Origin of the sequence: Pseudomonas sp. R76, assembly GCF_009834565.1 — a bacterium.
Lineage (GTDB): Bacteria > Pseudomonadota > Gammaproteobacteria > Pseudomonadales > Pseudomonadaceae > Aquipseudomonas.
On record NZ_CP019428.1, the window covers coordinates 371015 to 397989 of the forward strand.

Sequence of the window (26975 nt, forward strand, 5' to 3'; positions counted from 1 at the left end):
CTTTGACGAGACCTGCACATGCCTGACTCTATGCCGTTGCGCGCCGATTACCGTCACTTCCAGCCGATCATCACGCGTTGGCACGACAACGATGTGTATGGCCATGTGAATAACGTCACCTACTACAGCTTCTTCGACACGGCGGTGAATACCTACCTGATTGAAGAGGGCGGGTTGGATATTCATGACGGGGAAGTGGTGGGGTTTGTGGTGAGTTCGGCATGCGATTACTTTGCGTCGATCGCGTTTCCTGATCGTCTGGAAATTGGCCTGCGGGTGGGCAAGTTGGGCAACAGCTCGGTGCAGTATGAGCTGGCGGTGTTCAAGTCAGGCGAGGAGGACGCCTGCGCGGCGGGGCGCTTTGTGCATGTGTTCGTGGACCGGGCGTCGAACCAGCCGGTGGCGATTCCGGGGAGATTGCGTGAGGCGCTGCAGCGGTTGGTGGTGTAATACAACTTTTGTGATCGGCGAAAATCACTGTGGGAGCTGGCTTGCCTGCGATAACGGTGGGTCAGGGTTGGATGTGCTCCCTGACACTACGCTATCGCGGGCAAGCCCGCTCCCACATGGGTCCAGCAGTGTGCTCTAGGCCTTACCGATGACGGTAATGGTGCTTGTTCTTGCGATGCCCATACGCATGCCCGCGGCCACGATGGTCATCACGGTCATAGCGACGGTTATCCCGGCCGCGATAACGGCGGTCATCGTCGTCACTCTTGTTGCCCATGTAGTTGCCCAGCGCACCGCCTGCGCCACCGCCGGCGGCTGCGCCGATCAGGCTGCCGGTGTTGCCGCCCATGCTGCGGCCCACCACGTTGCCACCGGCTGCGCCGAGGGCGCCGCCAATAGCGGCTTCGCCACGGCTGCGCTTGTCGGCGCCAACGGCACTGCCGCCTGCGCCGCCCAGGGCTGCACCGATGGCCGAACCGGTGTTACCACCGATTTGCTGGCCCACTACCGAACCTAAAACCCCGCCCAATGCGCCGCCCACACCGGCTTCGGTGGTGCCACCGGCCATGGCTGCGCCACTGACCAGGCCAAGGGACAACAAGAGAATCGAGGAGAACTTCATAGAGAGACCTCAAGAGGATGACGGCGCGATCCTGAGGTTGTATCGATACGCTGACAATCGAAAACCGACCAGTGGTATGAGTTGTATACAATTTGCTAAGTTGCTGTTTTGTATAGGGAACTTAAGTCATTTTTGCGAGTCTTTAACTACTTCGGAACGGCCGCTTTTATGCAAAAGCGGCCTTTTTTGTGCCTTGGATTTTTATTAGTCATGGCGAGCGGCTTGTTGTGGCGAGCGGGTCTCGGTCAGGCCGAACGCGCCATGATCAAGCCGGTCGCGCTCGCCGCTTCCAAACGAATCGCCACAAACTTCGACGTCGGCGTATGGCTGCCATCCCCGGTGCTTTCCAATGGCACCAATGGGTTCACTTCCGGGTAATAAGCCGCCGCCTGCCCCGCTGGAATATCAAATGCCAGCAAGGTGAAGCCTTTGACGCGGCGCTCACGACCGTCCTCCCACAGCGACACGATGTCGGCCTTCTGCCCCGGCTTGAAGCCCAGGCGGATGATGTCGGCTTCGTTGACGAACAGCACGTCACGCTGACCTTTCACGCCACGGTAGCGGTCGTCCAGGCCGTAAATGGTGGTGTTGTACTGATCGTGGGAGCGCATCGACTGCATGATCAGGTCTGGCACGCGGCCCGTGGCGTGGGTGCGTTCGTGAATCAGGTCCTTGGGCAGCACGTTCGGGCGGAAGTTTGCGCGGCCCGACGGTGTATTCCAGCGGCGTGCACCAGCAGAGTTGCCCAGGTAGAAACCGCCCGGTTTTTTGATCTTCTCGTTGAAGTCTTTGAAGCCTGGAATGGTGTCGGCGATCAGGTCGCGGATGCGCCCGTAGTCGGCCACCAGCCAGTTCCAATCCACCGGTTTGCTGCCCAGGGTCGCGGCGGCAATGCCTGCCAGGATGGCCGGCTCGGATTTCATCAGCTTCGACAGCGGCTGCAATTGGCCGTTGGAGCCGTGCACCATGCTGAATGAGTCTTCCACGGTAACGGCTTGCGGGCCGTCGGCCTGGATATCGATGTCGGTACGGCCCAGGCACGGCAGGATCAGCGCGTCTTTACCGTGCATCAAATGGCTGCGGTTGAGCTTGGTGCTGATCTGCACGGTCAGGTCGCAGCTGCGCAATGCTTCAAAGGTACGTGGGCTGTCCGGCGTGGCTTGGGCGAAGTTGCCGCCCAGGCCGATAAACACTTTGGAGCGGCCTTCGAGCATCGCGTGGATCGCTTCGACCACGTTGTGGCCATTGTGGCGCGGCACCTGGAACTGGAAGCGGCGTTCCAGGGAATCGAGAAACGCCACCGGTGGGCGTTCGTTGATGCCCATGGTGCGGTCGCCCTGCACGTTACTGTGGCCGCGCACCGGGCACAGGCCGGCGCCTGGGCGGCCGATGTTGCCGCGCAGCAGCATCAGGTTGGCGATTTCCTGGATGGTCGGCACCGAGTGGCGATGCTGGGTGATGCCCATCGCCCAGCACATGATCACGTTTTTGCCTTTGGCGTACATGCGCGCCGCTTGCTCGATTTCAACCAGGCTCAGGCCGGACTGCGAGACGATTTCATCCCACGAGGTGTCGTCGATCTGGCCGAGGTAATCCAGCACATTAGCTGTGTGTTCGTTGAGGAAGTCGTGGTCAAACACGGCTTCTTTGCCTTCGGCCTGGGCCTGGCGCTCCCACAGCAACAGGAATTTGGCCATGGCTCGCAGGATGGCCATGTCGCCACCCAACGCCGGGCGGAAGTAGGCGGTGTTGGTCGGTTTGTCGCCGTTGGTGAGCATTTCCAGCGGGTGTTGCGGGTGCTGGAAGCGTTCCAAACCACGCTCTTTCAGCGGGTTGATGCACACCACCTGGGCGCCGCGTTTAACCGCTTCACGCAGCGGTTCGAGCATGCGCGGGTGGTTGGTGCCGGGGTTCTGGCCCCACACGAAAATCGCATCGGCGTGTTCGAAGTCATCAAAGGTCACGGTGCCTTTGCCCACACCCACGCTTTGCGCCAGGGCTACGCCGCTGGCTTCGTGGCACATGTTCGAGCAGTCCGGGAAGTTGTTGGTGCCGTAGGCGCGTACGAACAGCTGATACAGGTACGCCGCTTCGTTGCTGGCGCGGCCCGAGGTGTAGAACTCGGCCATGTCCGGGCTTGGCAGGGCGTTGAGGTGTTTGCCGACCAGATCAAACGCTGCTTCCCAACTGATGGGCTTGTAGTGGTCGGTCTCGGCGTCATACCGCATCGGCTCGGTCAGGCGGCCCTGGTATTCCAGCCAATAGTCGCTCTGTTCCAGCAGTGCGGTCACGCTGTGCTTGGCAAAAAATGCCGCATCCACACGACGTTTGGTGGCTTCCCAGTTGACCGCCTTGGCGCCGTTTTCGCAGAACTTGACCATGCCGCTTTCCGGCGAGTCGCCCCAGGCGCAGCCCGGGCAGTCGAAGCCGCCGTTCTGGTTGGTCTTGAGCATCATGCGCAGGTTTTTCAGCGCGTTGTCGCTGGTCAGCCAGGCCTGCGCCACGCTGATCAATGCACCCCAGCCGCCCGCCGGGCCTTTGTAGGGCTTATAGCGCGGGGTCGGGGTTTGGTCGGCTTGATGATGCTGGCTCATGGCTGGTTCTCCATCGCAGGGCTGTAGACCCGCGGCGCACTTTTCTGCGGCAGGTGGATGAGATTGAGGTTGTGCCGGCGAGCCCATTGCAGGGCCAGGCCGGTGGGCGACGACAGGCTGACCAAGGTCTGGATGCCTGCGCGCAGAACTTTTTGGATCAATTCGAGGCTGCAGCGGCTGGTGACAATCGCCAGGCCGCCGTCGGTCGGAATCTTTTGGCGAGTCAGTGCACCGATCAATTTATCCAGGGCGTTGTGCCGGCCAATGTCTTCGCGGCCCATCAGCAATTCGCCCCTGTTGTTCATAAACACCGCTGCGTGCACTGCGCCGCTGTATTGGCCCAGAGGCTGGAAAGCACTGATGCGCTGGCGCAGGCCATCGAGCCATTCGGCGGGCGGCAATGGCGCGCCGGGCAGCACTTCAAGGTTCGGTAGCGCTTGTTCTACCGCTTCAACACCGCATAACCCGCAACCGCTGGTGCCGGCCAATTGGCGGCGTTGCTGCTTGAGGTTCCAGAACGCGCGGCTCGATATCTGCACTTGGGCGTACTGGGTTGAGCCTGAACCGCTGAGTTTAAGATCATAAATGTCGCTAACGTCGGCGATAATGCCGCTGCCGATGCTGAAACCCACGATGAAGTCTTCCAGGTCCGTCGGCGTCACCAGCATCACGGCCTGGCTGATGTCGTTGTAGGCAATCGCCAACGCCACTTCTTCCGCCAACGCAGTGCTGGCGACTTCTGTGTGTTCAAGATTGCAAAACTGGTAGCTCTGGCTGGCGGCGGGCGCGGGCGTTTCGAGGGCGGGCGCCGCGCAGACTGGGCGCTTGGCGTTCATGGGGCAGTACCACCGGCGGATTGATCAGTGTTTAGACTAGGCGCGACAAAGGGTCGCGTCTAATTGCCAGTACTGATCTACCGATAGATGGCGTCGATCAAGCCTCTTGCTGCGATTTTTGAAACAACGCAAAACAGGCTTCCGCCAGCGCCGAGCGGGGTGCGCTGCGGCGCATGATCAGCCCCAGGCGCGCCAGCGTGTGAGCGTCTTCAATGGGTTGCAGGCGCAGGTGCTCGGTGAGGGCGTCGAGGCCGCCGTCCAGTGGCATTACGGCGCAGCACAGGCCGCCGTGCACGGCTTGTAACAATTGATGCACCGCATCGGTTTGCAGCAAGGGCTGCGGGTTGAGCCCACGGCTGTGGAAGTTGTGGTCGATGGACTGGCGAAAGTGCATGCCACTGGTGAGCATGCCCAGGGGCAGTTCGATCAATGCTTCCCAGCTCAACGGTTTGTCGCCGAAGCTGAAAAACCGTTGGTCGTAGAGCAGGCCCATGCGCGTCTCGCTCAGGGCCAGCGAGTCGAAGCGCTCGTTGTCCAGGCGCTCCAGGTAGGACACGCCCAGGTCGAGACGATTGCTCGCCAGCTGTTCAAGAATTTGCTCGGAGCTTAATGCCGAGAGTTCAAAGCGCAGGCTCGGGTGCTCTTTATGCAGTTGTTGCATCAGCGCCAAGGGATCGAAGCTCGACAGCGGCACCACACCCAGGCGCAACGTACCGACCAGGTTGCCGCGACAGGCCGCCGCTTCGGCCAGCAAACCGTCATAAGCCGCCAGCACGGTGCGGGCCCACGCCAATACCCGCTCGCCCGGCGCGGTAAAACCTTCGAAGCGCTGGCCGCGATTGACCAGCGGCAAGTCCAGCTCTTCTTCCAGGTTGCGCAGGCGCATCGACAGGGTCGGCTGGGTGATGTGACAACGCGCTGCCGCCTGGCCGAAGTGGCGGGTCTCGTCGAGGGCGATGAGGAATTTCAGCTGTTTGATGTCCATCTTCGCTCCGGGCTTATTCCAATGGCGAGGGATTCTAGCGCGTTTGAGTCTTTGGTCGGTTCGGAACCCGAATCTGTAGGACTGGTCTAGTCTTGGGCATCTGGAACTTAAATCCCAAGGAGAGCGCACCATGAGTATTTTTAGCTTTGTTAAGGAAGCGGGCGAGAAGCTGATTGACCTGTTGACGCCGGGTAATGCCAACGCAAGTGATGAGTTGAAGAAGCACATCAGCGCTGTCGGGCTTGGAAACCCGAATATCACCGCCACCGTTGATGGCGACAAGGTCACCGTGAAGGGTGAAGTCGCCACTCAGGAAGAGAAAGAGAAAATCATCCTGGCTGCAGGCAACATCGCGGGTGTTGGCAGTGTAGAGGATCAAATCACAGTGACTGGCCCGGCCGTGGCTGCCGCACGTTTTGTAGTCGTGAAAAAAGGCGACACCCTCAGCGCGATTTCCCTGGCGGTGTATGGCAACGCCAACCAGTACAACAAAATCTTTGAGGCCAATAAGCCACTGCTTAAAGATGTGAATAAAATTTACCCAGGGCAGACATTGCGTATTCCTGAGTAAGGCCTCTTACCGAGTGATGGCAATCGCGGGCAAGCCCGCTCCCACAGGAGAGTGCATTCCAAATGTGGGAGCGGGCTTGCCCGCGATGCGATCTAGAGGCCGACAATCAGGTCCCTGTAATCCCCAACCGCCGCAAATTCAGCCGTGTCTTTGGGCCCCTTCTTGCTGTCCGGTTCCTTCACCGCCAGCAAATGCCCCACGCCAAACTCCCGAGCACTGCGCAAGATCGGCAAGGTGTCATCGATAAACAGGCTGCGGGCCGGGTCGAAGTGGATGTCGGCTTGCAGGGCTGCCCAGAACTGCGGGTTTTCCTTGGGAAAGCCGTAGTCGTGGGAGCTGATCAACCGCTCGAAATACGGCGCCAGTTCAATGCGTTCCAACTTCAGTGACAGCGAATCACGGTGCGCGTTGGTGATCAGGATCACGCGCTTGCCGGCCTGTTTGATTGCCGCCAGAAACGTATCCGCGTCCGGGCGCAGGGCGATCAGGTGGGCGGTTTCCAACTTGAGTTCGCGCACCGGAATGTTCAGCTCGGTGCTCCAGAAATCCAGGCAATACCATTGCAACTGTCCGGCGTTACGCTCGAACAGCGGCTGCAACTCCAGCTCGGCCATGGCCCGGCTCACCCCGTGCAGCTCGGCGTAGCGTTGGGGCAAGTGCTCCATCCAGAAATGGTTGTCGAAATGCAGATCGAGCAAGGTGCCGTCCATGTCCAGCAAGACGGTGTCGATGGCGTGCCAGTTCAAAGAGGGCATGGTGCGTTCTCATGTAAGTAAAGATATCCGACACAGACAATCGGAAAAGCCACGGTATAGTAACCCGATCACGCCAAGGAGCCGCTTATGCGCCAGAAACCCACCGTACTCGCCCGCGAAATAGTCGCCAGTAGCCGTTTGTTCCGCGTGGAGGAAGTGCAATTGCGCTTTTCCAATGGCGTTGAACGTACCTACGAGCGCCTGGTGGGCCGCGGTGCCGGCTACGGCGCGGTGATGATCGTGGCGATGATCGATGATGAGCATGCGTTGCTGGTGGAAGAGTATTGCGGTGGCACTGACGAATACGAGTTGTCGCTGCCCAAGGGCCTGATCGAGCCCGGCGAAGACGTGCTGGCGGCTGCTGATCGTGAACTCAAGGAAGAGGCCGGCTATGGCGCGCGGCAGTTGGAACACATCACCGAACTGTCGTTGTCGCCGGGCTACATGAGCCAGAAGATCCAGGTGGTGCTGGCCACCGACCTGTACGAGGAACGCCTGGAAGGCGACGAGCCGGAACCGATGCGCGTGGAGCGGGTCAACCTGCGCGAGTTGTCGCAACTGGCGCAGAACGAGCAATTCAGCGAGGGTCGCGCCCTGGCCGCACTGTATCTGGTACGAGACCTGTTGACCCAGCGTGGAGCGTTTACCGCATGAGCGAACTGTTTTTAGGCCACCCGTTTATTGCCCCTGTGATTGAGCTGGCGCGTCAGGCCGGTGAAGTGATCCTGCCGTACTGGCGTGCGGATGTGGCGGTCACCTCCAAGGCTGATGATTCGCCGGTGACGGCGGCGGACCTGGCCGCTCACCACCTGATTCTGGCGGGCCTTACCGCGCTCGATCCGAGTATTCCAGTGCTGTCCGAAGAGGATGCGGACATCGACCAGAGCGTGCGCGCCGGCTGGCAGCGCTGGTGGCTGGTGGACCCGTTGGATGGCACCAAGGAATTTATCTCCGGCAGCGAAGAGTTCACCGTCAACATCGCCCTGATCGAGCAAGGCCGCGTGGTGTTTGGCGTGGTGTCGATGCCCACCAGCGGCCGCTGCTACTTCGGTGGCGCGGGCCTGGGAGCCTGGCGTTCGGATGTGAGCGAAGCGCCCAAGCAGATTCAAGTGCGCCAGACCCCGGCAGCGGGTGAGGCTTTCACCGTGGTGGCCAGCCGTCGCCATACCAGCCCGGAACAGGAGCGCTTGCTCGATGGCCTGAGCGAAGGGCTTGGGGAACTGAAACTGGCGAATATCGGCAGCTCGCTGAAATTCTGCCTGTTGGCTGAAGGCAGCGCGGATTGCTACCCGCGTTTGGCGCCGACTTCGCAGTGGGACACCGCAGCGGCTCAGGGTGTGCTGGAGGGCGCCGGGGGCGAAGTGTTGGAGTTGAGCGGCGAGCCGTTCAGCTACCCGGCGCGGGAATCGTTGCTGAACCCGTTCTTTTTGGCGTTGCCGGCCAAGGCTGCGTGGCGCGAGCGCCTGCTGAACCTGGCTCGTTCTTAAGGCCTCAAAAAATCAAAATGTGGGAGCTGGCTTGCCAGCTCCCACATTTGTTTTTGGGTTGTTGCGGCTATCGGTGCAAGACGTACTGGCCGCTAAACGCCACCGCCCGTTCCTCACTGCCCTCATTCACGATCCACGTCTCCAGCGTCAACCGCGCGCGGCCATAACGTTTATAGGTCGCCACAAAACGCTTCCACACCTTCTCCTCCGGCGCCTGGCACACCACCGTCGCATCCCGCGTGACCGGCAGCGGGTAGCTGATCTGCCCTTCCTGAATCACGATATGCCCATCTTCAATGCCTTCTTCACGCAATTGCAGGTGCAGCCAACCCCAGCCCGCCAGCACTGCGCCGCAATACAGGCTGCCGCCAAACATCGTGCTCTTGTGGTTGATATTGGCCTGCAAGGGCAGGTGCAACTGCAGTTGGCCGTGTTGCCAGTCGAGCACCTTGAGGCCCATTTCCCGGGTGAGCGGGATGTCGTGGTGAAGGATGGATTCCAGGTAACGGCTGTCGCGGCTCATGGTGGCCTCTTGGCGAGTGGGCGGGGTCATTCGTCGTCAGTGCTGTGGCTGGCGCTGTCGGCGAAGTTCAGGCCGTGCTTGCGCAGTTTGTCGTGCAGGGTTTTGCGCGGTATGCCCAAGGCTTCGGCAAGGCTGCGCACCGAGCTGTGGGGGCGCGTCAGTTCGGCGGCGATCAGGCTTTTTTCGAACTGCTCGACTTGCTCGCTCAAGCCGCCAGTGGTTGACGTCAGCACGCCCGCGGCGGGGTTGTCCGCCGTGGCATCCAATGCCAGTTCCAGCCCAAGCGCAAAGCGCTCCGCTGCATTTTGCAGTTCGCGCACATTGCCCGGCCAGTTGTGGCGCAACAGCAGCGCCCGCTGGCCCGGTTGCAACTCGTGCAACGGCAGGCCGTGGCGGCTGCTGGCTTCGTCGGCGAAATGCTGGAACAGCATCAGCGCATCTTCACCGCGCTCACGCAGTGGCGGAATGCGCAGCGGTGCGACATTGAGGCGGTAATACAAGTCGGCACGGAAACGGCCCTGGTCGGCAGCCTGGCGCAGGTCTTCCTTGGTGGCGGCGATAATGCGGATGTCCAGCGGGATCAGCTGATTGCCGCCCAGGCGCTCCACCACGCGCTCCTGCAACAGGCGCAGCAGTTTGACCTGCACATCCAGGCTCATGCTTTCGATTTCATCGAGGAACAGCGTGCCGCCGTTGGCGAATTCGAACTTGCCGATACGGCGTTTCTGCGCGCCGGTAAAGGCGCCTGGCTCGTGGCCGAACAGCTCGCTTTCGACCACCGATTCCGCCAGCGCGCCGGCGTTGATCGCCACAAACGGGCCGCTGCGCCGGCTCGACAGGTCGTGCAACGCGCGGGCCACCACTTCTTTACCGGCGCCGGTTTCGCCGAGGATCAGCACGTCGGCACGCGTGGCGGCCAGGGCGCCGATCTGCTCGCGCAGGCGCAGCATTTGCGGCGAGTGCCCAACCAGGCGCGTGCTCAATTGCTGGCGGTCGCTGAGGGCCAGGCGCAGGCTGCGGTTGTCCAGCACCAGCCGGCGCAGGGCCAGGGCGCGGCGCACGCTGTCGAGCAGGGCGTCGCTGGCGAAGGGTTTTTCGAGAAAGTCATAGGCCCCGGCGCGCATCGCCTGCACCGCCAGCGGCACATCGCCGTGGCCGGTGATCAACAGCACCGGCAGCTCCGGGTCCTGGCCGTGCAGCTCGGCGAGCAGCTCCAGGCCGTCCATGCCGGGCATGCGGATGTCGCTGACCACCACGCCCGGCCAGTCGCGGGACAGGCGCGCAGTGAGGCCGGTGGCTTCGCCCAGGGTCAGGACTTTCAGCCCGGCCAGGTCCAGGGTCTGGCACAGGGCCTGACGCAGGTGCGGATCGTCGTCGATCAACACCACCTGAATCTGGTTATCGATACTCATACACTGCGGTCCTCGGACGGTTGCAGACTGACGCCCGGCGAGCCGGCACGCAATTTCAAGGTTAACAGCGCGCCACCTTCCTTGTGGTTGGCGAACAGTAATTCGCCGCCAAAAGCACGCATCAGCGTGTCACAAATCGCCAGCCCGAGCCCAAGGCCCTGGGTGCGCGTCTTGGTGGTGTAGAACGGCTCGCTGGCGCGGCCCAGGGCTTCCATGCAAAAGCCCGGGCCGTTGTCGCGAATGTACAGGTTGACGCCCTGTGCGGTGGTTTCGGCACTCAGCCACAGTTTGCGCGGCGGGCCTTTTTCGGTGAGGGCGTCGAGGGCGTTGGCCAGCAGGTTGCCGAGCACCTGGCGCAGGCGGGTTTCGCCGGCTTGCACCCACAGGGTCGCTTCCGGCAGGTCGCGGATCAATTCGACTTCCATCGACCGCCGCCGCTTGGCCAGCAACGCCAGCGCGTCATCCAGCGCCGGCTGCAGGGCCACGCTTTCCGGGGCGTGACGGTCGCGCCGGGCGAACGCACGCAAGTGCGCGATGATCGAGGCCATGCGCCCGGTCAGTTCGCTGATCAGCTTGAGGTTGCCGCGGGCGTCGTTGGTGCGCTCATGGTCGAGCAGAATCTCGGCGTTCTCCGCGTAGCTGCGAATCGCCGCAAGAGGCTGGTTGAGTTCGTGGCTGATACTCGCCGACATGGTGCCCAGCGCGGACAGTTTGCCGGCCTGCACCAGGTCATCCTGGGCGCGCACCAGCTCCTGTTGTGCGTGTTCGCGCTCCAGCACTTCCTGCTTGAGGCGCCGGTTAAGGCCTTCCAGGTCACTGGTGCGCTCGATCACGCGCGCTTCCAGTTCGCGGCGGGCCTTGGCTTCGAAGGCGATGCGTTCCAGGTAATGTCGACGGCGCTGCATCATCAAGCCCAGCAGCAACATCAACACCAGCAACGCGGCGCCGCCGACGGCCACCACGGTGCGCACCGGGCGGCTGATCAGCGAGCGTGGCGCGAGAATTTCCACGTTCCAGCCGGTTTCGGCAATGGCCGTGGATTGGCGCAGCCAGGCCGTAGTGCTCAGCGCCAATGGCTGCGGGTCGCGCGTGGGGTAGGGCTGGATGGCGATGATCGCCTGGCGTTCTTCGGCGGTCAGTGGCCGGGTGGCGCGGAATCGCCATTGCGGGCGCGAGGTGAGGATCACCACGCCGTTGTGGTCGGTCACCAGCAGTTGTTCGGGGGTGTTGCCCCACAGGCTTTCGGTGTGGTCCAGGTCGACCTTGACCACCAGCACGCCGATGATTTTGTCGCCGTCACGCACGGCGGCCGCAAAGAAGTAGCCGCGCTTGGCTGACGTGGTGCCCAAACCGAAAAACCGCCCCAGGCGCCCGGCCATGGCTTCACTGAAGTACGGACGGAAAGAAAAATTGCGCCCGACAAAGCTGTCCTGTTTATCCCAGTTGGAGGCGGCGAGGGTCTTGCCGGTGGTGTCCATCAGGTACATCACTTCCACCCCGGCCTGGGCGGCGACGTCCTTGAGCAGCAGGTTGGCGTTGGTCAGGTTGGTGCTGACGTGGGGCGCATCCAGCGCGGTACGCAGGGCCGGCAGGTCACCGAGAATCTGCGGCAGTACTTCATAGCGGTGCAAGGTGCCGAGCAGGTTGGCGACGTATAAGTCGAGGGTCTGGCGGTTTTGCCCGGCCAGTTCGCTGCGGTAATAGCGCTCGGCCAAGTGCTCCAGCGGCCACAGCAACGGTGCCAGGCACAACGCCAACAGGGCGAGGCTGCGCCAGCGGGGTCTTCGCGGAAGGGGTGGAGTCATGGGAGATGCGCCTGTGGGGACAGGCGCATTATGCCTGATTAGGCGATCAGGTCCTTGGGCTCGGTGTTGCCCAAGCGTTCACCCTGGTAGCTGCCGTCCTGGACCCGGCGGCACCAGTCGAGGTTGTCGAGATACCACTGCACGGTTTTGCGCAGGCCGGTTTCGAAGGTTTCTTCCGGCACCCAGCCGAGTTCGCGTTCGATCTTGCTCGCATCGATCGCATAGCGCTGGTCGTGGCCCGGGCGGTCCTTGACGAAGGTGATCAGGTCCGTGAATTTTTCTACGCCCACTGGGCGTTGCGGCGCCAGCTCTTCGAGCAGGCCACAAATGCCACGCACCACGTCGATATTCTTCTGCTCGTTGTGGCCGCCGATGTTGTAGGTCTCGCCCACCACACCTTCAGTCACAACCTTTAACAGTGCGCGGGCGTGATCTTCGACGAACAGCCAGTCGCGCACCTGCAAACCATCACCGTAGACCGGCAGTGGCTTGCCCGCGAGGGCGTTGAGGATGACCAGCGGGATCAGCTTCTCGGGGAAGTGAAACGGCCCGTAGTTGTTCGAGCAGTTGGTCAACAGCACCGGCAGGCCATAGGTGCGCTGCCAGGCGCGTACCAGGTGGTCGGACGCCGCTTTGCTGGCCGAATACGGCGAGCTGGGCGCGTACGGCGTGGTTTCGGTGAACAGGTCGTCCACGCCGTGCAGGTCGCCGTAGACCTCATCGGTGGAGATGTGGTGGAAGCGGAATGCGCTTTTGGCCGGCTCGTCGAGCTTGTGCCAATAGGCGCGGGCGGCTTCCAGCAAGCTGTAGGTGCCGACGATGTTGGTCTGGATAAAATCCGACGGGCCGTCAATGGAGCGGTCGACATGCGACTCGGCAGCCAAATGCATGATCGCCTGCGGCTCAAAGCGCGCGAGCACGGCGCTGACGGTGGCCTGGTCGATGATATCGGCCTGCACGAACTCATAGCGGCTGTTGGACGCGATGCTGGTCAGCGACTCCAGGTTGCCGGCGTAGGTGAGTTTGTCCAGGTTGAGCACTTCGTGCTCAGTGTGTTGAATCAGGTGGCGGATCAGGGCAGAGCCGATAAACCCGGCACCACCGGTGATGAGAATGCGCATGTCGAGGGGCCTTTTCCTTAGACGGACACTGGGCGAATGAAGCATAGCTTGAGTTGTGAAGTGGGCCGGTGCAAGCGTGGGATGCGCGAGGGGTTGATTAACGGCCCTGAACAATGGCGATATAGACGCCTAAAAAAGCAGAGGTCGCCACAATGTTGCTCGCCACGTTGATCCATCGTGCCAGTTTGCCTTGCCCACAGGTGAGTGCGGCTCAAGCTGCGCAGCTACTCGAGCAACATTACGGGCTGACGGGCGCGCTGCTGTCGCTGGGCAGCCAGCAGGACCTCAACTACCGAGTCGACAGCGAGCGCGGCCGGTTTGTGCTGAAAATCTGCCGGGGTGACTATGCAGCCGTTGAGCTGCACGCCCAGCACGCCGCCCTGCATGACCTGCAAGCGCACGTGCGCGTGCCCAAGGTGGTTCGCGCGCTGAGCGGTGAAGATCTGTTGACGGTCACCGTCGATAATCAAGTGTTACATCTGCGGGTGTTGGACTACATCGACGGTCAGCCCCTGACTCACCTGCCGCACCTGGGGCGCGATGTGATCGCCGGTTTTGGTGAACTGTGCGGGCAAGTCAGCCACGCACTCGCGCGTTTCCAGCACCCGGGCCTTGAGCGCACGCTGCAATGGGACCCGCGCCATGCTCACGAGCTGATCACGCATTTGCTGGCCACCCTGGAGAACCTGCCCCATCGCGAGGCCATCGAACGCGTGGCCAGGCAGGTCGATGCACGCATTCGGCCCGTGGCCGAGCAGCTGCCGTGGCAAGCCGTGCACATGGACATCACCGATGACAATGTGGTGTGGCAGCGCGATGCCCAGCGGCATTGGCAGGTCCAGGGCGTGATTGATTTCGGCGATCTGGTGCACACCTGGCGCATTGCCGACCTGTCGGTGACCTGCGCGGCGCTGTTGCACCATGCTGACGGCGACCCCTTTGCGATTTTGCCGGCGATCCAGGCCTTTCACGCGGTGACGCCGCTGCAACGCGACGAGCTGTCAGTGCTGTGGCCGTTGATCGTCGCCCGCGCGGCGGTGCTGGTACTGAGCAGCGAGCAACAGCAACGGCTCGACCCGGATAACACCTACTTATTGAAAAACGCCGAGCACGAGTGGGAAATCTTCCATGTGGCGACCTCGGTGCCACTTGAGTTGATGGAAGCGGCGATTCTGCTTTGCGTCGGTGAGGCCCTGTCGCCGATGGCCAGCCAGGAGTTCGCGCCCTTACTGCCGGGGCTGGTGGGGCGCGAATTTGCGCTGATTGACTTGGGCGTGCTCAGCCCGCATTTCGAGGCCGGCAACTGGGAGCAACCTGGCATCGACCGGCGCCTGCTGGATGAAGCGGCGGCGGTGCACGGTTTGGCGGCCAGCCGGTATGGGCAATATCGGCTGTCACGTACGCGTGCCGACACGGCCGTCGAACCCGACACGTTGCCCCTGCACGTGGAATTGCATCTGCCCCATGGCACCGTGCTGGAAGCGCCCTTTGGCGGGACGTTGCGTCAGGGCGTCGATGGTTTGCTGTGCGTGCATGATGCCCAGTTGAGCCTGCGTTTATGGGGCGTCACCACCACGTTGAAGCCGGGCGCAGCGCTGGTCAAAGGGCAAATCCTCGGCGAAGTGCATGGGCCGCTCACCGTGCAGCTTTGCCGCGCCGACCTTGAGCCGCCGCTGTTCTGCACACCGACCCGGGCACACGCATGGCAGGCCCTCTGCCCATCGCCGGCGACGCTGTTGGGGCTGGCCTGTGACGCAGAACCCGAGCTGGACCCCGAGGCGCTGCTGGCTCGGCGCGACGCCAGTTTCGCCCGCTCACAGAAGCACTATTACGTTGACCCGCCGCGCATCGAACGCGGCTGGCGCAATCATCTGATCGACATGCAGGGCCGCTCTTACCTGGACATGCTCAACAACGTGGCGGTGCTGGGCCACGGCCACCCGCGTATGGCGGCGGTGGCGGCGCGGCAGTGGTCGCTGCTCAACACCAACTCGCGCTTTCACTACGCGGCGATTGCCGAGTTTTCCGAACGGCTGCTGGCGTTGGCGCCGGAGGGCATGGACCGGGTGTTCCTGGTCAACAGCGGCACCGAGGCCAATGACTTGGCGATCCGACTGGCGTGGGCCTACAGCGGCGGGCGCGACATGCTCAGCGTGCTGGAGGCCTACCACGGCTGGTCGGTGGCGGCGGATGCGGTTTCTACCTCGATTGCCGATAACCCACAGGCACTGAGCAGTCGCCCGGAGTGGGTGCACCCGGTGACCGCGCCGAATACCTATCGTGGTGAGTTCCGTGGGCAGGACAGTGCGCCGGACTACGTGCGAAGCGTGGAACACAACCTGGCGAAAATTGCCGCCAGTAAGCGCCAATTGGCGGGTTTTATCTGCGAACCGGTGTACGGCAATGCCGGCGGCATCTCCCTGCCACCGGGCTATTTGCAGCAAGTCTATGGCTTGGTGCGTGCCCAGGGCGGCGTGTGCATCGCCGATGAAGTGCAGGTGGGTTATGGCCGCATGGGGCATTTCTTCTGGGGCTTTGAAGAACAAGGCGTGGTGCCGGACATCATCACCATGGCCAAGGGCATGGGCAACGGCCAGCCGTTGGGCGCGGTGATCACCCGGCGCGAAATCGCCGAGGCGCTGGAGGCCGAGGGCTATTTCTTCTCGTCATCAGGCGGCAGCCCGGTCAGTTGCCGGATCGGCATGGCCGTGCTCGATGTGATGGCGGAAGAAAAGCTGTGGGAAAACGCCCAAGTAGTGGGCGGGCATTTCAAGGCGCGCCTGGAGGCCCTGATTGATCGTCACCCGTTGGTGGGCGCTGTGCATGGTTCCGGGTTTTATTTGGGCCTGGAATTGGTGCGTGATCGGCAGACGTTGGAGCCCGCCACAGCAGAAACCGCGCTGTTGTGTGACCGCCTGCGCGAGCTGGGGATTTTTATGCAGCCGACCGGCGACTACCTCAACATCCTGAAGATCAAGCCGCCGATGGTCACCACCAAACGCAGCGTGGACTTCTTTGTCGACATGCTGTCGAAGGTGTTGGATGAGCATTTGTGAATAGTCGATTGTTATCGGCTATAAACTGTCATATTTGTAACTCATGATATTTTATTGCTTTTAAAGCCGATTTTTATCCGTTATAAAGTCGGCCTTCACCCCCATTCGGAGTCCTGAACGCCATGACCACCTTGCACAGCACACCCCGCGCCGATGGCTTCTATATGCCTGCCGAATGGGCGCCACAAACGCAAACCTGGATGATCTGGCCCGAGCGCCCCGACAACTGGCGCCTGGGCGGCGAGCCGGCGCAGGCCGCCCATGTGGCGGTGGCCAAGGCCATTGCGCGGTTTGAACCGGTGACCGTCGCGGTGTCTGCCGGGCAGTACGAAAATGCCCGTGCGCGTTTGGACGTGCCCAATATCCGCGTGGTGGAAATGTCCAACGACGACGCGTGGGTGCGCGACACCGGCCCAACCTTCGTGATCAACAACAGCGGCGAAGTGCGCGGTGTGAACTGGGATTTCAACGCCTGGGGCGGCTTTGACGGTGGCCTGTACGCGCCGTGGAACCGTGACTCGCAGGTGGGCGGCAAGATCCTCGAGATCGAACGCGCCCCGCGCTATCGCACCGAAGGTTTTGTGCTGGAAGGCGGTTCGATTCATGTCGACGGGGAAGGCACGGTGATCACCACTGAAGAGTGCCTGTTGAACCGCAATCGCAACCCGCACCTGGATCGCGCGGCCATCGAAGCGGTGCTTCGCGACAACCTGGCTGTGGATAAGATCATCTGGCTGCCGGACGGCCTGTTCAACGACGAAACCGACGGCCATGTGGATAACTTCTGCTGCTACGTGCGCCCAGGTGAAGTGTTGCTGGCCTGGACCGATGACCCGCAAGACCCGAACTACGCGCGCTGCCACGCCGCCATGGACGTGCTGCAAAGCAGCACTGACGCCCAGGGCCGCGCATTCACGGTGCATAAAATGCCGATCCCGGGGCCGCTGTACGCCACCGAGGAAGAGTGCGCCGGTGTTGAACCGGTGGACGGCAGCCAGGAGCGTAACCCGAGCGTGCGGCTGGCCGGTTCCTATGTGAACTTCCTGATCGTCAACGGCGGCATCATTGCCCCGAGCTTCGACGACCCGCTGGACAGCCAGGCCAAGCAAATCCTGCAGAACCTGTTCCCGCAGCACGAAGTGGTGATGGTGCCGGGGCGTGAACTGTTACTGGGCGGCGGCAATATCCATTGCCTGACCCAACAACAGCCGGCCCCGCACAAAAACTGAGTGCAGTTGTAACAGCGTTTGAGCGATACCTGAGCGCTACCTGTTTATAGCGCCCATAGCAAGCCCGCGGCCCCGCACGGTCGCGGGCTTTTTTGTGTCCGAAAGCCTATAAACACGGGAGATTGGCATAGCTCTTGTATCGGTGTTGCCACAGTAACCCAAGGTGATGACTGCACAGTTCTGTCACAAACCTTGAGTAAGTTAGCCGCTCACGCAGTAGGAGAGAGCGCTGAAATGAATGCCGATATCAACCTGATCTACACGCGCCCGTTCCACCCCACACGGGTTAATGGTGATGCGATCCATGCGCTGGCGCTCTGGTTGAAGGCAAACGGCTCGCGACAGGTGAGGCAACCGCCTGACCTGCGCAGTGTGATGAGTGAACGTTACCCGGCGGGGTTGTTCAGTGAGGATGAAGTGCGCGCGTTGTGTGAGTTGATGAAAACCTGAAGCACACTGGGATTTAAATGTGGGAGCTGGCTTGCCTGCGATGGCATCGCCGCTTTATGACTGGCACACCGCGGTGCCCGCATCGCAGGCAAGCCAGCTCCCACACTGACCGCGTGAAACTTAGAAACTGTAGGTGCCCGTCACCACCAAACTGCGCGGCTCGCCCGGCTGGATCTGCGCCACACTGGTTGCCGACTCGTAATAGTGTTTGTCGGCGATGTTGTTCAGCGCCGCGCGTACATCCCACTCTTTCTGGCGGAACCCGGCCAATGCATCCCAACGGCCATAACCCGGCAGCACCACGGTGTTGAGGCTGTCGGCATAACGGTCGCCCACCAGCGTCAAACCGGTTTCCGCGTACCAGCCCATCTCCGGTTTCCAGGTGATAAACAGGCTGCCATTGCGCTTGGCCACATCGCTGACGCGCTTGCCTTCAAAGCCGTTGTTGTCCTTCTCGACCTTGGCATCCTGCAGGCCGATGCCGCCGCGCACGTACCAATTGCCAATGATTTTGCCGGTCGCCGTCAGCTCCACACCGCGTGAGCGCTGAAGCCCGCTGAGCAGGGTGATGGTGCGGTCCAGCGGGTCGCTGGTGCGGCGGTTATAAAGCTCAAGCTCGTACACGGCGAGGGTGGTGCTCAGGCGGTCCTCGAGCCAGTCGCTTTTCACGCCGATTTCTTTCTGGCGAGTCAGCTCGGGGCTGAGGTCGTTGACGCTGCCCGCGGCATTCGGCGTGATGCCGATCAGGCCGCCGCCTGCCGGCGAGAAGGTTTTGCTCCACGAGGCATAGAACGAGTGATGCTCCAGTGGCGTCCACACCAGGCCGACGCGCGGGCTGGTGCTGCGGCTTTCGACGTCTTGCCGGGTGTTGAGCACCTTGCTGGTGGTGTCCACTTCAAAGTGGTCATAACGCAGGCCAGCCAACAGTTGCCATTGATCGTTGAGGCGCAATTGGTCCTGCACGTAAACGGCGCGACTTTCGACTTCCGTGTGGTTGTAACTGGAAAGGCTCATGCGCCCGGTGTGGCTCAGGTGGCGATTGGGTTGGTTGAGGTCCAGGCTCGGCACGGCCTGGCCGCCGCGGTTGACGGCGGTGGCGGAGTACAACTTCGGGTCGCGGCGCTGGCTGCCCAGTTCAAGGCCGGTGAGCAGACGGTGTTCCAGGCCGAAGGTGTCGAAACCACCTTCCAGCTCAAGGTTGTTGAAGACGTTGCGGGTGGTCAGGTCTTGCTGCCAGCGCTGGCGCGTGACCTTGTTGGTTTTGGCGTCATAGCCGGTCTGGTAAGTGTTATCGAAATCGCTGTCGAGCTTGAACACGCCGAGGGTGTGGCGCAGTTGCCAGTTGTCGTTGAGTTCATAGGCGAGCTTGGAGCGCAACGACTGGGATTTGTCGTCGATGTAGTCGCGGCTGTCGAAATAGGTGGTGCTGCGGCTCACGTCTGCCGGGCGCCCGTTGACGCCGTGAATGCCACGGTCCGGTGTGCGGTTGTAGCGGCTGTATTCGTATTGCACCAACCAATTCAGGTCGGGCGTGAGCTGCCAGCTCATCGACGGCGCAAACAGTTTGCGGTTGCCGCTGACGCCATCGCGAAAGCTGTTGCTGTCTTCATTGCCCATGTTCAGGCGCAAGCTGATGGTGTCGGTGGGGTCGGTGCTGAGGTCGGCATACAGGCTGCGCAGGTCATTGCTGCCGCCTTGGGCTTCGATGCTGGATTTATGGCCTGCGGTGGGCAATTTGCTCACGCGGTTGACGATGCCGCCTTGGCCGCCGCGCCCGTACAACACCGCCGCCGGGCCTTTGAGCACTTCGATGCGCTCGATGTTATGCAGGTCGCGCACGTACTGGCTGTCGTCGCGAATGCCGTCCAGGTAAAAGTCGTTGCTGGCGTCGAAACCACGGATGCGCAGGCTGTCGAAGCGAGTATCGGCACCGCTGCTCACGTTGGGAATACCGCTGAGTGCCTGGCCCAGGTCGTTGGTGCCGTAAGAGCGCAGGCTTTCGGTTTTTACCGAATCAATCGCCTGGGGCACATAACGCACCGAAGTGGCGGTGCGGGTGGCGGTGTTGGTCTCTTTGACGCGTGGGTCGTCTTCGTCAACTTCGGTGCTGATCGACGTTGTCGGCAAGACCGTGGCGGCGCAGGCAAAACCAGCAGACAGCAGAACAGAAAGCCCAAGGGTGATGGGCGTCAGACGAGGGGCAGGCATGGGTGAATGTATCCAAAAATGTTAGGAGGGAAAAAACGCGCCAATGGTAATGCTTTGCATTTGCGCGCGTTATGCATTCCCAAACATGTAGGACGTGGAAAGTGTTACACGATGTGTTTTCTTGACGAGTCGGAGGATTTTTCAGGCTGGCGTGAAGGCTCTGGAATGCCTGGCTTAGAATTTTTTTGACTAAATACAGACGATTCACGAAATTGACACATAGTTCAACCCGCGCATAGGATTGCGCCCAACGCCTGTGGCTAACCGCCATGACTCATCCAATAAAAAAAGGCCTGCGGCAGTTCAGTCGTCCGCAGGCCTTCTTTTTTCTGGAAAAAGTCGACACCAGAAAAGCAACACGGAGCCTGGTGTCACAGCGCGTACTCAACCAGTAATAAGGAATATAAAAAAATGTTGAAACAACGGATGAGTCTGATCGCTTTGGGGATTTTGAGCGCATCGACAGTCATGGCCAACGACCAGGAGCAATCCAAGGGTTTCGTTGACGACAGCCACCTGAACATCGCAGCACGTAACGCCTACATCAGCCGCGACTACAAAAACGGCAAGCAAGACAAAGCTGAATGGGGCCAAGGCTTCATCGGCAAGTTCGAATCCGGCTTCACCCAAGGCACCGTGGGTGTGGGTGTGGATGTGATCGGCCAATACGCTATCCGTCTGGACGGTGGTAAAGGTCGCAGCGGCGCTGGCGGTATCGACTTCTTCAAGCAAGGCGACAGCGGCGCAGCAGCCGACGACCTGGCCAAGGGCGGCGCAGCCGTCAAGGCGCGCATCTCTAACACCGTGATCAAATACGGTCAGCAAATGCCCGCCGTACCAGTTCTGCAATACGACAACTCGCGCCTGCTGTCGGAAACCTACGAGGGCACCTCGATCGTTTCCAAAGAAATCGCCGGTCTGCAATTGGACGCCGGTCACTTCACCAAGGAAGCACGCAAGAGCGCCGAGGGCAGCGACAGCGGCGGCCTGAAAAGCATCAACTACCTGGGTGGTAGCTACAAATTCACCGAAAGCCTGTCGGCCGCGCTGTACGCCTCCGACATGCAGGACGTGCTGAAGAAGCAATACGTCAACGTCAACTACGTGCTGGCCCTGCCAGAGAAACAATCGTTGACCTTTGACTTCAACGGCTACAAAACCAAACTGGACCGCAGCTTCGCCCTGGAAAACCAAGGTGATGCAGACGCCCGCGACAACAAAATCTGGAGCCTGGGCGCTACCTGGGCTGTCGGCCCGCACAGCTTCACCGTGGCTCACCAGCGCAGCACCGGCGACACCGGCTACCTGTACGGCGGCTACCGCAACGCTGGCGGCATCGGCGACGGTGGCAACACCATCCTGCTGGCCAACTCCTACTGGTCTGACTTCAACGGCAAGGACGAGCGCTCCTGGCAAGCCGGCTACGGCCTGGACTTCAGCGCCTTCGGCGTGCCTGGCCTGACCTACAACATCGCTTACGTGCGCGGCACCAACATTGACGACGGCTCCAACCGCGGCAGTGGCACCGAGCGTGAAATCTTCAACCAGTTCAAATACGTCGTTCAGAGTGGCCCAGCCAAAGACCTGAGCCTGCGCGCTCGTGCGTCCTGGTTGCGCGTCTCCAACAACGCCAGCGACTACAACGTAGGCGGTAACGAAGTCCGTCTGTTCGCCGACTACCCGATCAACGTTTTCTAATTGATCGCACGTCGCGCCTGATTTCAGGCGATAAAAAACCCCGACTGGTTCGGGGTTTTTTTATGCGCGCCTGCTGGCTTCTGACTTGTTACACCGCAGTACTAATGAAGTACTCGGAGCTCTCTTTATCGCCTTCAGGCGCAGGCCTAAATTAGCCCCACGTGCCAGCCCATCACCCCGATGGCCGGCCACTGGAGCCACTGCCATGCCCTTTGTCAGCCTGCGCATCACCCGTGACGGCGTTACCCCTGAGCAAAAAGCCCAGGTCATCACCGAGTTCACCGAAACCCTCGAACGCGTCCTCAACAAACGCCCGGACTTGACCCACATCGTCATCGAAGAAGTCGACACCGATAACTGGGGTTACGCCGGTATTACCACCACTCAATACCGCAAACAGCTCGCGGAGAAACCGTCATGAGTGCGCCCTGGGCGCCACCGCGCTGGAACAAGCCATCGCCAACCTGGCGGGCGAAGTGAAGGTTGAGCTGACCTTCAAACCCTTCGAACTCGGGTCGCAATCCGTCAGTGACTACGAACAGATGCTGCGGGAAATGTCCGCAGCGGCTGCTTGAACCATCCCATTTTCTAGATAGAGGTTTCATCATGAGCAATTCGAAAAGAGTCGTTGTGATTACCGGCGCATCCCAAGGCCTCGGCGCGGCTGCGGTGAAGGCTTACCGTGAGCTGGATTACCGTGTGGTTGCCACCTCGCGGTCGATCAAACCGTCGACGGATCAGGACATTCTCACCGTGGCCGGTGACATCGCCGACCCCGCCACCGCCGAGCGCGTAATTCGCGAAGGCGTGGCGCGTTTTGGCCGCATCGACAGCCTGATCAACAACGCCGGCATCTTCGTCGCCAAACCCTTCACCAGCTACACCCAAGAAGACTACGTAAACGTGCTGGCCGTGAACCTCAACGGGTTCTTCTACATCACCCAATTGGCGATTACCGAGATGCTCAAACAAGGCGCCGGGCACATCGTCAACATCACCACCAGCCTGGTCGACCACGCGATTGACGGCGTGCCGTCTGTGCTGGCTTCGCTGACCAAAGGCGGGCTGAACTCGGCGACCAAATCCCTGGCAATTGAATACGCCAAACGCGGCATTCGCGTGAACGCGGTAAGCCCCGGGATTATCAAAACGCCGATGCACGGCGAAGAAACCCACGCGGCATTGGGCAGCCTGCACCCGGTCGGGCACATGGGCGAAGCGAGTGATATTGCCCAGGCGATTATCTACTTGGAGAACGCCGGGTTTGTGACCGGCGAGATTCTCCACGTAGACGGCGGGCAAAGCGCCGGGCACTAAACCTCAGGCTTTGACCGGCGCGAGCTTCTTGCAGTTTTCCTTGCGCGCCGGGTATTGCTCGCACTTGCGCAGTACGGTTTGCACCTGCTGCGCATTTTGCATTTGCTGGTTGGCCAACAGTTTTTCGGTGATGAACAGTTCTTCCGAGCCCAGGTTGCGCTCGGCCTTGTCGATCATCGCCAAGGCTGATTGCCCGTCACCACGCTTGAGGTGGTAGCTGATCATCAGGTCATAGGTCGAAGGCCCCGCCAGGCTCCAGTCTTTGATCGCTTGCAACTCTTTCACGGCCTCGCTGCTTTTGCCTTGGGCGAGGCGCACGGTATAGGCGGTGCGACGGATGCTGGGTTGGTCCTTGACCGGTGACGCCAAGGCTTTGCGCACAAAGCCATCTGCCTCGGAGACCTTGTTTTTTTCCAGGGCGTCGTTGGCGAAGTAAGCATCTTTATAGCCCTGCATCGCTTTGGCGACTTGCGGCGTGCTCTTCATTTTCGCCCAGCCCTCGGTGTTGATGCGCGCGCGGCGCTCCTGGCGATACTCGCGCTGCAGGTATTGGCGCAACTCGGTGTCGCGATCCATCGCCGACATATGCGAGCGGTTGAAATATTGGGCGGTCGCGGTGATGCCTGTGGTCAGGCCGTCCTTGACCAGCACGTCGAGCTCCTTGGTGAATTGGTTCAGATTGAACTGTTGCAACGAGTCCTGCATGGCGCTTTTGCGTGCGGTCAGGAAGCCCGTGAGCAGGGGTTTCTGTTTGCCCTGGAAGTCATTCAGGCGTTCCAGGCTATGGCTTGCAGCACGGGGCGCATAGCCGGCCCGGATCATCAAGTCGGTGCCGAGCAGGTCGGCCTGATCTTCCTGGGTGCGGCCCCAGGCCGTGCTCCAGACGTGATCGGAAAACGTGTTGGCCAGCGCGGTGTACAGCACGGTGTACAGCACGGTGTTGCCGATGGTTTTCTGCGTGCCGGCCGGGTCTTTGCTGAACAACTTCATGGTGCCGGAACTGCGGTCCACACCCGTGTCGGCGGCCATGGTGGCCAGGGCGACGGTGGAGGCCACCGTGGTGAACATTTCTTTCTGCTGCTGAAAGGCGGCCATGCGGTCATGGTGATGCAGCAGCACGTGGCTCATTTCGTGGCCGAGCATCGCGGCGATTTCGTCTTCACTGCCCACGTTATCCAGCATGCCCAATGGCACGAACAGGTTGCCGTATGGGTCCGCCGACGGCCCGAAGGTGTAGCTGTCAGTGATCTTCACCTGCAGGGTCGGCAGCTCCCCCGGCCAGCCTCTGGACAAGCGCGTGACAATCCCTTGTAAGTACACCTGCAGCATTGGGATATCCACCAGGTTCTGCTGGCGTGCCTCTACTGCCGGCACGGCGCGTCCGTCATAGCTCAGGCGCTGCTGGCTCTGGCGTTGCGGGTCGAGTTTGTAGTACTGGCGCACATCGGTGTTGTCCACGTAGTGGCCCTGAACCCGAGATTGGGTCGAGGGGCCCACCAGGTTCAGGAACGCCTGGTCGGCGCCCTTCAATGTTGCGCAACCACTGAGTACGGTGCTGGCCAGAAGGCCGGCTGCGAATAGAGATCCCTTCACCGCAACGCTCCTTTTATTATTGATTGCAGCCCGCACCAAAACCGATGGTGGAGTTGTTGCGGCTGTCTTTGGTCTGGCTCTTGGTCAGGCCCTGGCAAGGTAACTCCACCACATTCAGCGGCGGGTCGATGCGCAGGTCCATGGTGTCCAGCCAGACTTTCTGGCCGGCCAGTTCAACCTGAACCAGGTCCAGCGCCTTGTTGTACTGCAGCACCGTCAGCGGTTGAGTGGGCACGTCTTTTTTCAGCAGCTCGCGCTGTTGTTTGCCCTGTTCATCCAGCACCGCCACCGGGTCGGCCAAAAACGCCTTGATGCTGTGAGTTTCCGCCCAGGCGCCCTGTGCGAAGAGGGCGGCGAGCAATACGAGGAGGCTTCTGTTCATCCTTGGGTTCCTTGAGTCAAACGACAAAGTGGCGCACTCAGCGGCCCCGGTCGAAGAAGGCTTCGATCCGTTCGCTGAACAGCACCAACGACAGCAAAATAATGCCCAGCACGTTGACTGGGGTGAGGTGGTTCAGGCTCAACATCACACTCACGGCGAAGAGCACTAGCATCACCGCCAGCCACGACGGATAGGGCGAAGTAAACAGCCACGCTTCCAGCTTCGGCCAACGGCTCCAAGTGGGTTGGTTGGCCACTCGCCGGGCGTGCAAAGCCTTGAACACGGCGATCAGCGCCAGCAGGCCGAGGGCCAGCAGGTCCAGCCAATTGAAGGGCAGCCCGGGGAAATTGGCGGGTTCATGCTCGTAGTCCATGCCCGCGTTAATCAGGTTGTCCAGGGCCATGGCGTGCAGATAAACGCCGGGTAGCAGGCCGTGGACGGGCGACTCCACCAAGTCTCCGGTGGAGGCGATACGGGCGCCGACCAGCACCAGGCGATCACGCAGTAGCTCGGTGATCAGGGCTTGATCGGCCGGGTTGGTCACCTCCAGGTCGGTGGCCGTCAATGTCAGCGTGTACGGGTAGCGTTCCTGTGCCGAGTCATCGAGTTTCCAGAACACCGCTTGGAGAAACTGCGCCACGCCATCCAGTAAAAAATGCCGTGGCGGCGCCGCATCGGGCAAACCGGCGATTCGCGCCTGCTCCGGCGCCAGCTTCAGGCCCCATTGCACGGTGATCGGTTGTCGCTGCGCAGCGGATTGGGTGTCCGCTGGCAGCGGCTTGCAGTGCTGCGTGGCACAGTACGTGCGGTACAGCGCCAGGGCTGGAGTTTCCATCAAACCCTGCGGCGTTTTCACCGCCAGCGGGTACTTATCGTCTACCCCTTCCCAGGACACCAGCGCCGGGCGGCTGACTTCGACGAACGGCGCCAGCGTGTTGGCCTGGCCTGCCTCACCGCGCACCATGCCGGTATTGGCCAGCCACAGCGGGATGCCCTGGCGCTGATAGCGCTCAAACACATTCGCCAGTAATTGACTGCCGCGCGTGGGGTCGCCCAACGAGTGGTCGTGGCTGTACAGAAAATCCACAAACACAGCCTTGGGCTTATAGGCCAGCAAGCGCTTGAACAACTTGCTCTGCTCGCCATAAGGCATCGGCCACGAGGTGTCATTGCGCATCAGGTAATCGTCATCGATCACCACCACCGCCACCTGCCGCTGACCCGCATTGGGGTAGTGACTGGCGAACATGCGGTTGAGCCACTGCGCCGACGCCTTATCGCTGGAACTGGCCAGACCGAAAGGATCAAGGATCGCCAGCAGCACGATAAGCAGCGCCAGCCAGTAACGGCGACGGTTAAAAAGAGGAAGGTTTGACAACGTCCGTGTCTCGATAAATAGGCCAAGCGAGGCAGGGTTTTAACGGAGCGAGGGGGGGGTGTCAATTGCAAAAAATGGCAAAGTGCCATGGCTCGTTGAGAATGTTGGCAGGGGGGACTTCAATAAAAACCGCGACCTCACCCCTTGGCCGGGTACGCACCTTCGGAAAACGGCGTCGCGCCTGGATGGCGAGCACTATGTCCACCGACTTGTCATCGTCCGCTTCTGTTCATTCGATCCAGACGGTGGAGATGCTCTGCTGATGCGATTATTTGTTTTATGGAAACGCCATAATTATTAGCCAGCCATAATTTCGCATAAAGATTGAAACGCTGCTGGGAGCAGTCAGACAGTTTCTGCAGCCCGAGATTGAAACCCCAGAAACAACAAAGCCCTCACATTGCTGTGAGGGCTTCGTCTTATATGGTGCCGGCACCAGGAGTCGAACCCGGGACCTACTGATTACAAGTCAGTTGCTCTACCAACTGAGCTATACCGGCGTG

At 61.0% G+C, this 26975-nt stretch carries 23 protein-coding genes, 1 tRNA gene and 1 pseudogene; 11 read left to right on the plus strand and 14 right to left on the minus strand.

Going from position 1 to position 26975, the window contains the following annotated elements; genetic code table 11:
- Positions 1–18 precede the first annotated feature (18 nt).
- Positions 19–450 (plus strand): acyl-CoA thioesterase, encoded by a 432-nt coding sequence (locus PspR76_RS01605; protein WP_159953673.1) that lies wholly within the window; start codon positions 19–21, stop codon positions 448–450.
- Positions 451–592: 142 nt separating this feature from the next.
- Here PspR76_RS01605 and PspR76_RS01610 read toward each other — a convergent pair whose 3' ends face one another.
- The 4 genes from PspR76_RS01610 to PspR76_RS01625 all read right to left on the minus strand — a co-directional run bounded on the left by PspR76_RS01610 (position 593) and on the right by PspR76_RS01625 (position 5487).
- Positions 593–1072: a glycine zipper domain-containing protein gene (locus PspR76_RS01610; RefSeq protein WP_012721700.1), complete on the minus strand. Its 480-nt coding sequence runs from the start codon at positions 1070–1072 to the stop codon at positions 593–595.
- 245 nt (positions 1073–1317) lie between these two features.
- Positions 1318–3666, minus strand: a complete 2349-nt coding sequence (locus tag PspR76_RS01615) for an FdhF/YdeP family oxidoreductase (protein WP_159953674.1) — start codon at positions 3664–3666, stop codon at positions 1318–1320.
- The gene (gene fdhD, locus PspR76_RS01620) at positions 3663–4502 is read right to left on the minus strand and encodes a formate dehydrogenase accessory sulfurtransferase FdhD (RefSeq protein ID WP_159953675.1); all 840 of its coding nucleotides are present in this window, start codon (positions 4500–4502) and stop codon (positions 3663–3665) included. Before fdhD ends, PspR76_RS01615 begins: the two co-directional genes overlap by 4 nt.
- Before the next feature lie 97 nt (positions 4503–4599).
- Complete coding sequence (locus PspR76_RS01625; RefSeq protein WP_159953676.1) at positions 4600–5487, minus strand: LysR family transcriptional regulator; 888 nt, start codon at positions 5485–5487, stop codon at positions 4600–4602.
- Positions 5488–5617: 130 nt separating this feature from the next.
- On the opposite strand from PspR76_RS01625, the gene lysM reads away from it, so the two are divergent.
- Positions 5618–6058: a peptidoglycan-binding protein LysM gene (gene lysM / locus PspR76_RS01630; RefSeq protein ID WP_159953677.1), complete on the plus strand. Its 441-nt coding sequence runs from the start codon at positions 5618–5620 to the stop codon at positions 6056–6058.
- Positions 6059–6150: 92 nt separating this feature from the next.
- Here the strand turns inward: lysM and yrfG are convergent, their stop codons facing one another.
- Positions 6151–6813, minus strand: a complete 663-nt coding sequence (yrfG, locus tag PspR76_RS01635; RefSeq protein ID WP_159953678.1) for a GMP/IMP nucleotidase — start codon at positions 6811–6813, stop codon at positions 6151–6153.
- Between the two features lie 87 nt (positions 6814–6900).
- Between yrfG and nudE the strand changes: the two genes are divergently transcribed.
- Positions 6901–7467, plus strand: coding sequence for an ADP compounds hydrolase NudE (gene nudE, locus PspR76_RS01640; RefSeq protein ID WP_159953679.1), 567 nt, complete (start codon positions 6901–6903; stop codon positions 7465–7467).
- Positions 7464–8300 carry a 3'(2'),5'-bisphosphate nucleotidase CysQ gene (cysQ, locus tag PspR76_RS01645; RefSeq protein WP_159953680.1) on the plus strand — a complete coding sequence of 279 codons (837 nt, stop codon included), beginning with the start codon at positions 7464–7466 and terminating at the stop codon, positions 8298–8300. Before nudE ends, cysQ begins: the two co-directional genes overlap by 4 nt.
- Positions 8301–8367: 67 nt before the next feature.
- Here the strand turns inward: cysQ and PspR76_RS01650 are convergent, their stop codons facing one another.
- Genes PspR76_RS01650 through rfbB form a run of 4 tightly spaced genes read right to left on the minus strand, consistent with a single transcriptional unit; the run spans position 8368 to position 13161 of the window.
- Entirely contained in the window at positions 8368–8823 is a 456-nt protein-coding gene (locus tag PspR76_RS01650) for a YiiD C-terminal domain-containing protein (RefSeq protein ID WP_159953681.1), read from the minus strand.
- Between the two features lie 26 nt (positions 8824–8849).
- Entirely contained in the window at positions 8850–10235 is a 1386-nt protein-coding gene (locus tag PspR76_RS01655; protein WP_159953682.1) for a sigma-54-dependent transcriptional regulator, read from the minus strand.
- Complete coding sequence (locus tag PspR76_RS01660) at positions 10232–12040, minus strand: sensor histidine kinase (protein ID WP_159953683.1); 1809 nt, start codon at positions 12038–12040, stop codon at positions 10232–10234. The genes PspR76_RS01655 and PspR76_RS01660 overlap by 4 nt, the downstream gene beginning before the upstream one ends.
- Positions 12041–12078: 38 nt before the next feature.
- On the minus strand, positions 12079–13161 hold the full coding sequence (rfbB, locus tag PspR76_RS01665; protein ID WP_159953684.1) for a dTDP-glucose 4,6-dehydratase: 1083 nt from the start codon (positions 13159–13161) through the stop codon (positions 12079–12081).
- 152 nt (positions 13162–13313) lie between these two features.
- Here rfbB and PspR76_RS01670 point away from each other — a divergent pair, with 152 nt between their 5' ends.
- The 3 genes from PspR76_RS01670 (at position 13314) to PspR76_RS01680 (ending at position 17896) form a co-directional block, all read left to right on the plus strand.
- Positions 13314–16217, plus strand: coding sequence for an aminotransferase (locus tag PspR76_RS01670; RefSeq protein WP_159953685.1), 2904 nt, complete (start codon positions 13314–13316; stop codon positions 16215–16217).
- Between the two features lie 122 nt (positions 16218–16339).
- Positions 16340–17446, plus strand: a complete 1107-nt coding sequence (gene aguA, locus PspR76_RS01675; protein WP_159953686.1) for an agmatine deiminase — start codon at positions 16340–16342, stop codon at positions 17444–17446.
- Between the two features lie 234 nt (positions 17447–17680).
- Entirely contained in the window at positions 17681–17896 is a 216-nt protein-coding gene (locus PspR76_RS01680; protein WP_159953687.1) for a hypothetical protein, read from the plus strand.
- A 120-nt stretch (positions 17897–18016) separates the two neighbouring features.
- Here the strand turns inward: PspR76_RS01680 and PspR76_RS01685 are convergent, their stop codons facing one another.
- On the minus strand, positions 18017–20104 hold the full coding sequence (locus PspR76_RS01685; RefSeq protein WP_159953688.1) for a TonB-dependent siderophore receptor: 2088 nt from the start codon (positions 20102–20104) through the stop codon (positions 18017–18019).
- 411 nt (positions 20105–20515) lie between these two features.
- On the opposite strand from PspR76_RS01685, the gene PspR76_RS01690 reads away from it, so the two are divergent.
- The 4 genes and pseudogenes from PspR76_RS01690 (at position 20516) to PspR76_RS01705 (ending at position 23119) form a co-directional block, all read left to right on the plus strand.
- Entirely contained in the window at positions 20516–21802 is a 1287-nt protein-coding gene (locus PspR76_RS01690; RefSeq protein WP_159953689.1) for an OprD family porin, read from the plus strand.
- A 205-nt stretch (positions 21803–22007) separates the two neighbouring features.
- Positions 22008–22223 carry a tautomerase family protein gene (locus tag PspR76_RS01695; protein ID WP_159953690.1) on the plus strand — a complete coding sequence of 72 codons (216 nt, stop codon included), beginning with the start codon at positions 22008–22010 and terminating at the stop codon, positions 22221–22223.
- A 7-nt stretch (positions 22224–22230) separates the two neighbouring features.
- Positions 22231–22359 (plus strand): annotated as a pseudogene (locus PspR76_RS31550) (DsbA family oxidoreductase); the annotation flags it as partial.
- 49 nt (positions 22360–22408) lie between these two features.
- Complete coding sequence (locus tag PspR76_RS01705; protein WP_159953691.1) at positions 22409–23119, plus strand: SDR family NAD(P)-dependent oxidoreductase; 711 nt, start codon at positions 22409–22411, stop codon at positions 23117–23119.
- 3 nt (positions 23120–23122) lie between these two features.
- Here the strand turns inward: PspR76_RS01705 and PspR76_RS01710 are convergent, their stop codons facing one another.
- The 4 genes from PspR76_RS01710 to PspR76_RS01725 all read right to left on the minus strand — a co-directional run bounded on the left by PspR76_RS01710 (position 23123) and on the right by PspR76_RS01725 (position 26972).
- Positions 23123–24712 (minus strand): M48 family metallopeptidase, encoded by a 1590-nt coding sequence (locus tag PspR76_RS01710; protein WP_159953692.1) that lies wholly within the window; start codon positions 24710–24712, stop codon positions 23123–23125.
- Positions 24713–24728: 16 nt separating this feature from the next.
- The gene (locus PspR76_RS01715; RefSeq protein WP_159953693.1) at positions 24729–25094 is read right to left on the minus strand and encodes a hypothetical protein; all 366 of its coding nucleotides are present in this window, start codon (positions 25092–25094) and stop codon (positions 24729–24731) included.
- 37 nt (positions 25095–25131) lie between these two features.
- The gene (locus PspR76_RS01720) at positions 25132–26472 is read right to left on the minus strand and encodes a CHASE2 domain-containing protein (protein WP_159953694.1); all 1341 of its coding nucleotides are present in this window, start codon (positions 26470–26472) and stop codon (positions 25132–25134) included.
- Between the two features lie 424 nt (positions 26473–26896).
- Positions 26897–26972 (minus strand) — tRNA-Thr (locus tag PspR76_RS01725).
- Between the last annotated feature and the right edge of the window lie 3 nt (positions 26973–26975).

Bases quoted from the DNA above. Each gene is read 5' to 3' on its own strand.
- PspR76_RS01605 (WP_159953673.1), top strand. From the start codon at position 19: ATGCCTGACTCTATGCCGTTGCGCGCCGATTACCGTCACTTCCAGCCG.
- PspR76_RS01610 (WP_012721700.1), bottom strand. From the start codon at position 1,072: ATGAAGTTCTCCTCGATTCTCTTGTTGTCCCTTGGCCTGGTCAGTGGC.
- PspR76_RS01615 (WP_159953674.1), bottom strand. From the start codon at position 3,666: ATGAGCCAGCATCATCAAGCCGACCAAACCCCGACCCCGCGCTATAAG.
- fdhD (WP_159953675.1), bottom strand. From the start codon at position 4,502: ATGAACGCCAAGCGCCCAGTCTGCGCGGCGCCCGCCCTCGAAACGCCC.
- PspR76_RS01625 (WP_159953676.1), bottom strand. From the start codon at position 5,487: ATGGACATCAAACAGCTGAAATTCCTCATCGCCCTCGACGAGACCCGC.
- lysM (WP_159953677.1), top strand. From the start codon at position 5,618: ATGAGTATTTTTAGCTTTGTTAAGGAAGCGGGCGAGAAGCTGATTGAC.
- yrfG (WP_159953678.1), bottom strand. From the start codon at position 6,813: ATGCCCTCTTTGAACTGGCACGCCATCGACACCGTCTTGCTGGACATG.
- nudE (WP_159953679.1), top strand. From the start codon at position 6,901: ATGCGCCAGAAACCCACCGTACTCGCCCGCGAAATAGTCGCCAGTAGC.
- cysQ (WP_159953680.1), top strand. From the start codon at position 7,464: ATGAGCGAACTGTTTTTAGGCCACCCGTTTATTGCCCCTGTGATTGAG.
- PspR76_RS01650 (WP_159953681.1), bottom strand. From the start codon at position 8,823: ATGAGCCGCGACAGCCGTTACCTGGAATCCATCCTTCACCACGACATC.
- PspR76_RS01655 (WP_159953682.1), bottom strand. From the start codon at position 10,235: ATGAGTATCGATAACCAGATTCAGGTGGTGTTGATCGACGACGATCCG.
- PspR76_RS01660 (WP_159953683.1), bottom strand. From the start codon at position 12,040: ATGACTCCACCCCTTCCGCGAAGACCCCGCTGGCGCAGCCTCGCCCTG.
- rfbB (WP_159953684.1), bottom strand. From the start codon at position 13,161: ATGCGCATTCTCATCACCGGTGGTGCCGGGTTTATCGGCTCTGCCCTG.
- PspR76_RS01670 (WP_159953685.1), top strand. From the start codon at position 13,314: ATGTTGCTCGCCACGTTGATCCATCGTGCCAGTTTGCCTTGCCCACAG.
- aguA (WP_159953686.1), top strand. From the start codon at position 16,340: ATGACCACCTTGCACAGCACACCCCGCGCCGATGGCTTCTATATGCCT.
- PspR76_RS01680 (WP_159953687.1), top strand. From the start codon at position 17,681: ATGAATGCCGATATCAACCTGATCTACACGCGCCCGTTCCACCCCACA.
- PspR76_RS01685 (WP_159953688.1), bottom strand. From the start codon at position 20,104: ATGCCTGCCCCTCGTCTGACGCCCATCACCCTTGGGCTTTCTGTTCTG.
- PspR76_RS01690 (WP_159953689.1), top strand. From the start codon at position 20,516: ATGTTGAAACAACGGATGAGTCTGATCGCTTTGGGGATTTTGAGCGCA.
- PspR76_RS01695 (WP_159953690.1), top strand. From the start codon at position 22,008: ATGCCCTTTGTCAGCCTGCGCATCACCCGTGACGGCGTTACCCCTGAG.
- PspR76_RS01705 (WP_159953691.1), top strand. From the start codon at position 22,409: ATGAGCAATTCGAAAAGAGTCGTTGTGATTACCGGCGCATCCCAAGGC.
- PspR76_RS01715 (WP_159953693.1), bottom strand. From the start codon at position 25,094: ATGAACAGAAGCCTCCTCGTATTGCTCGCCGCCCTCTTCGCACAGGGC.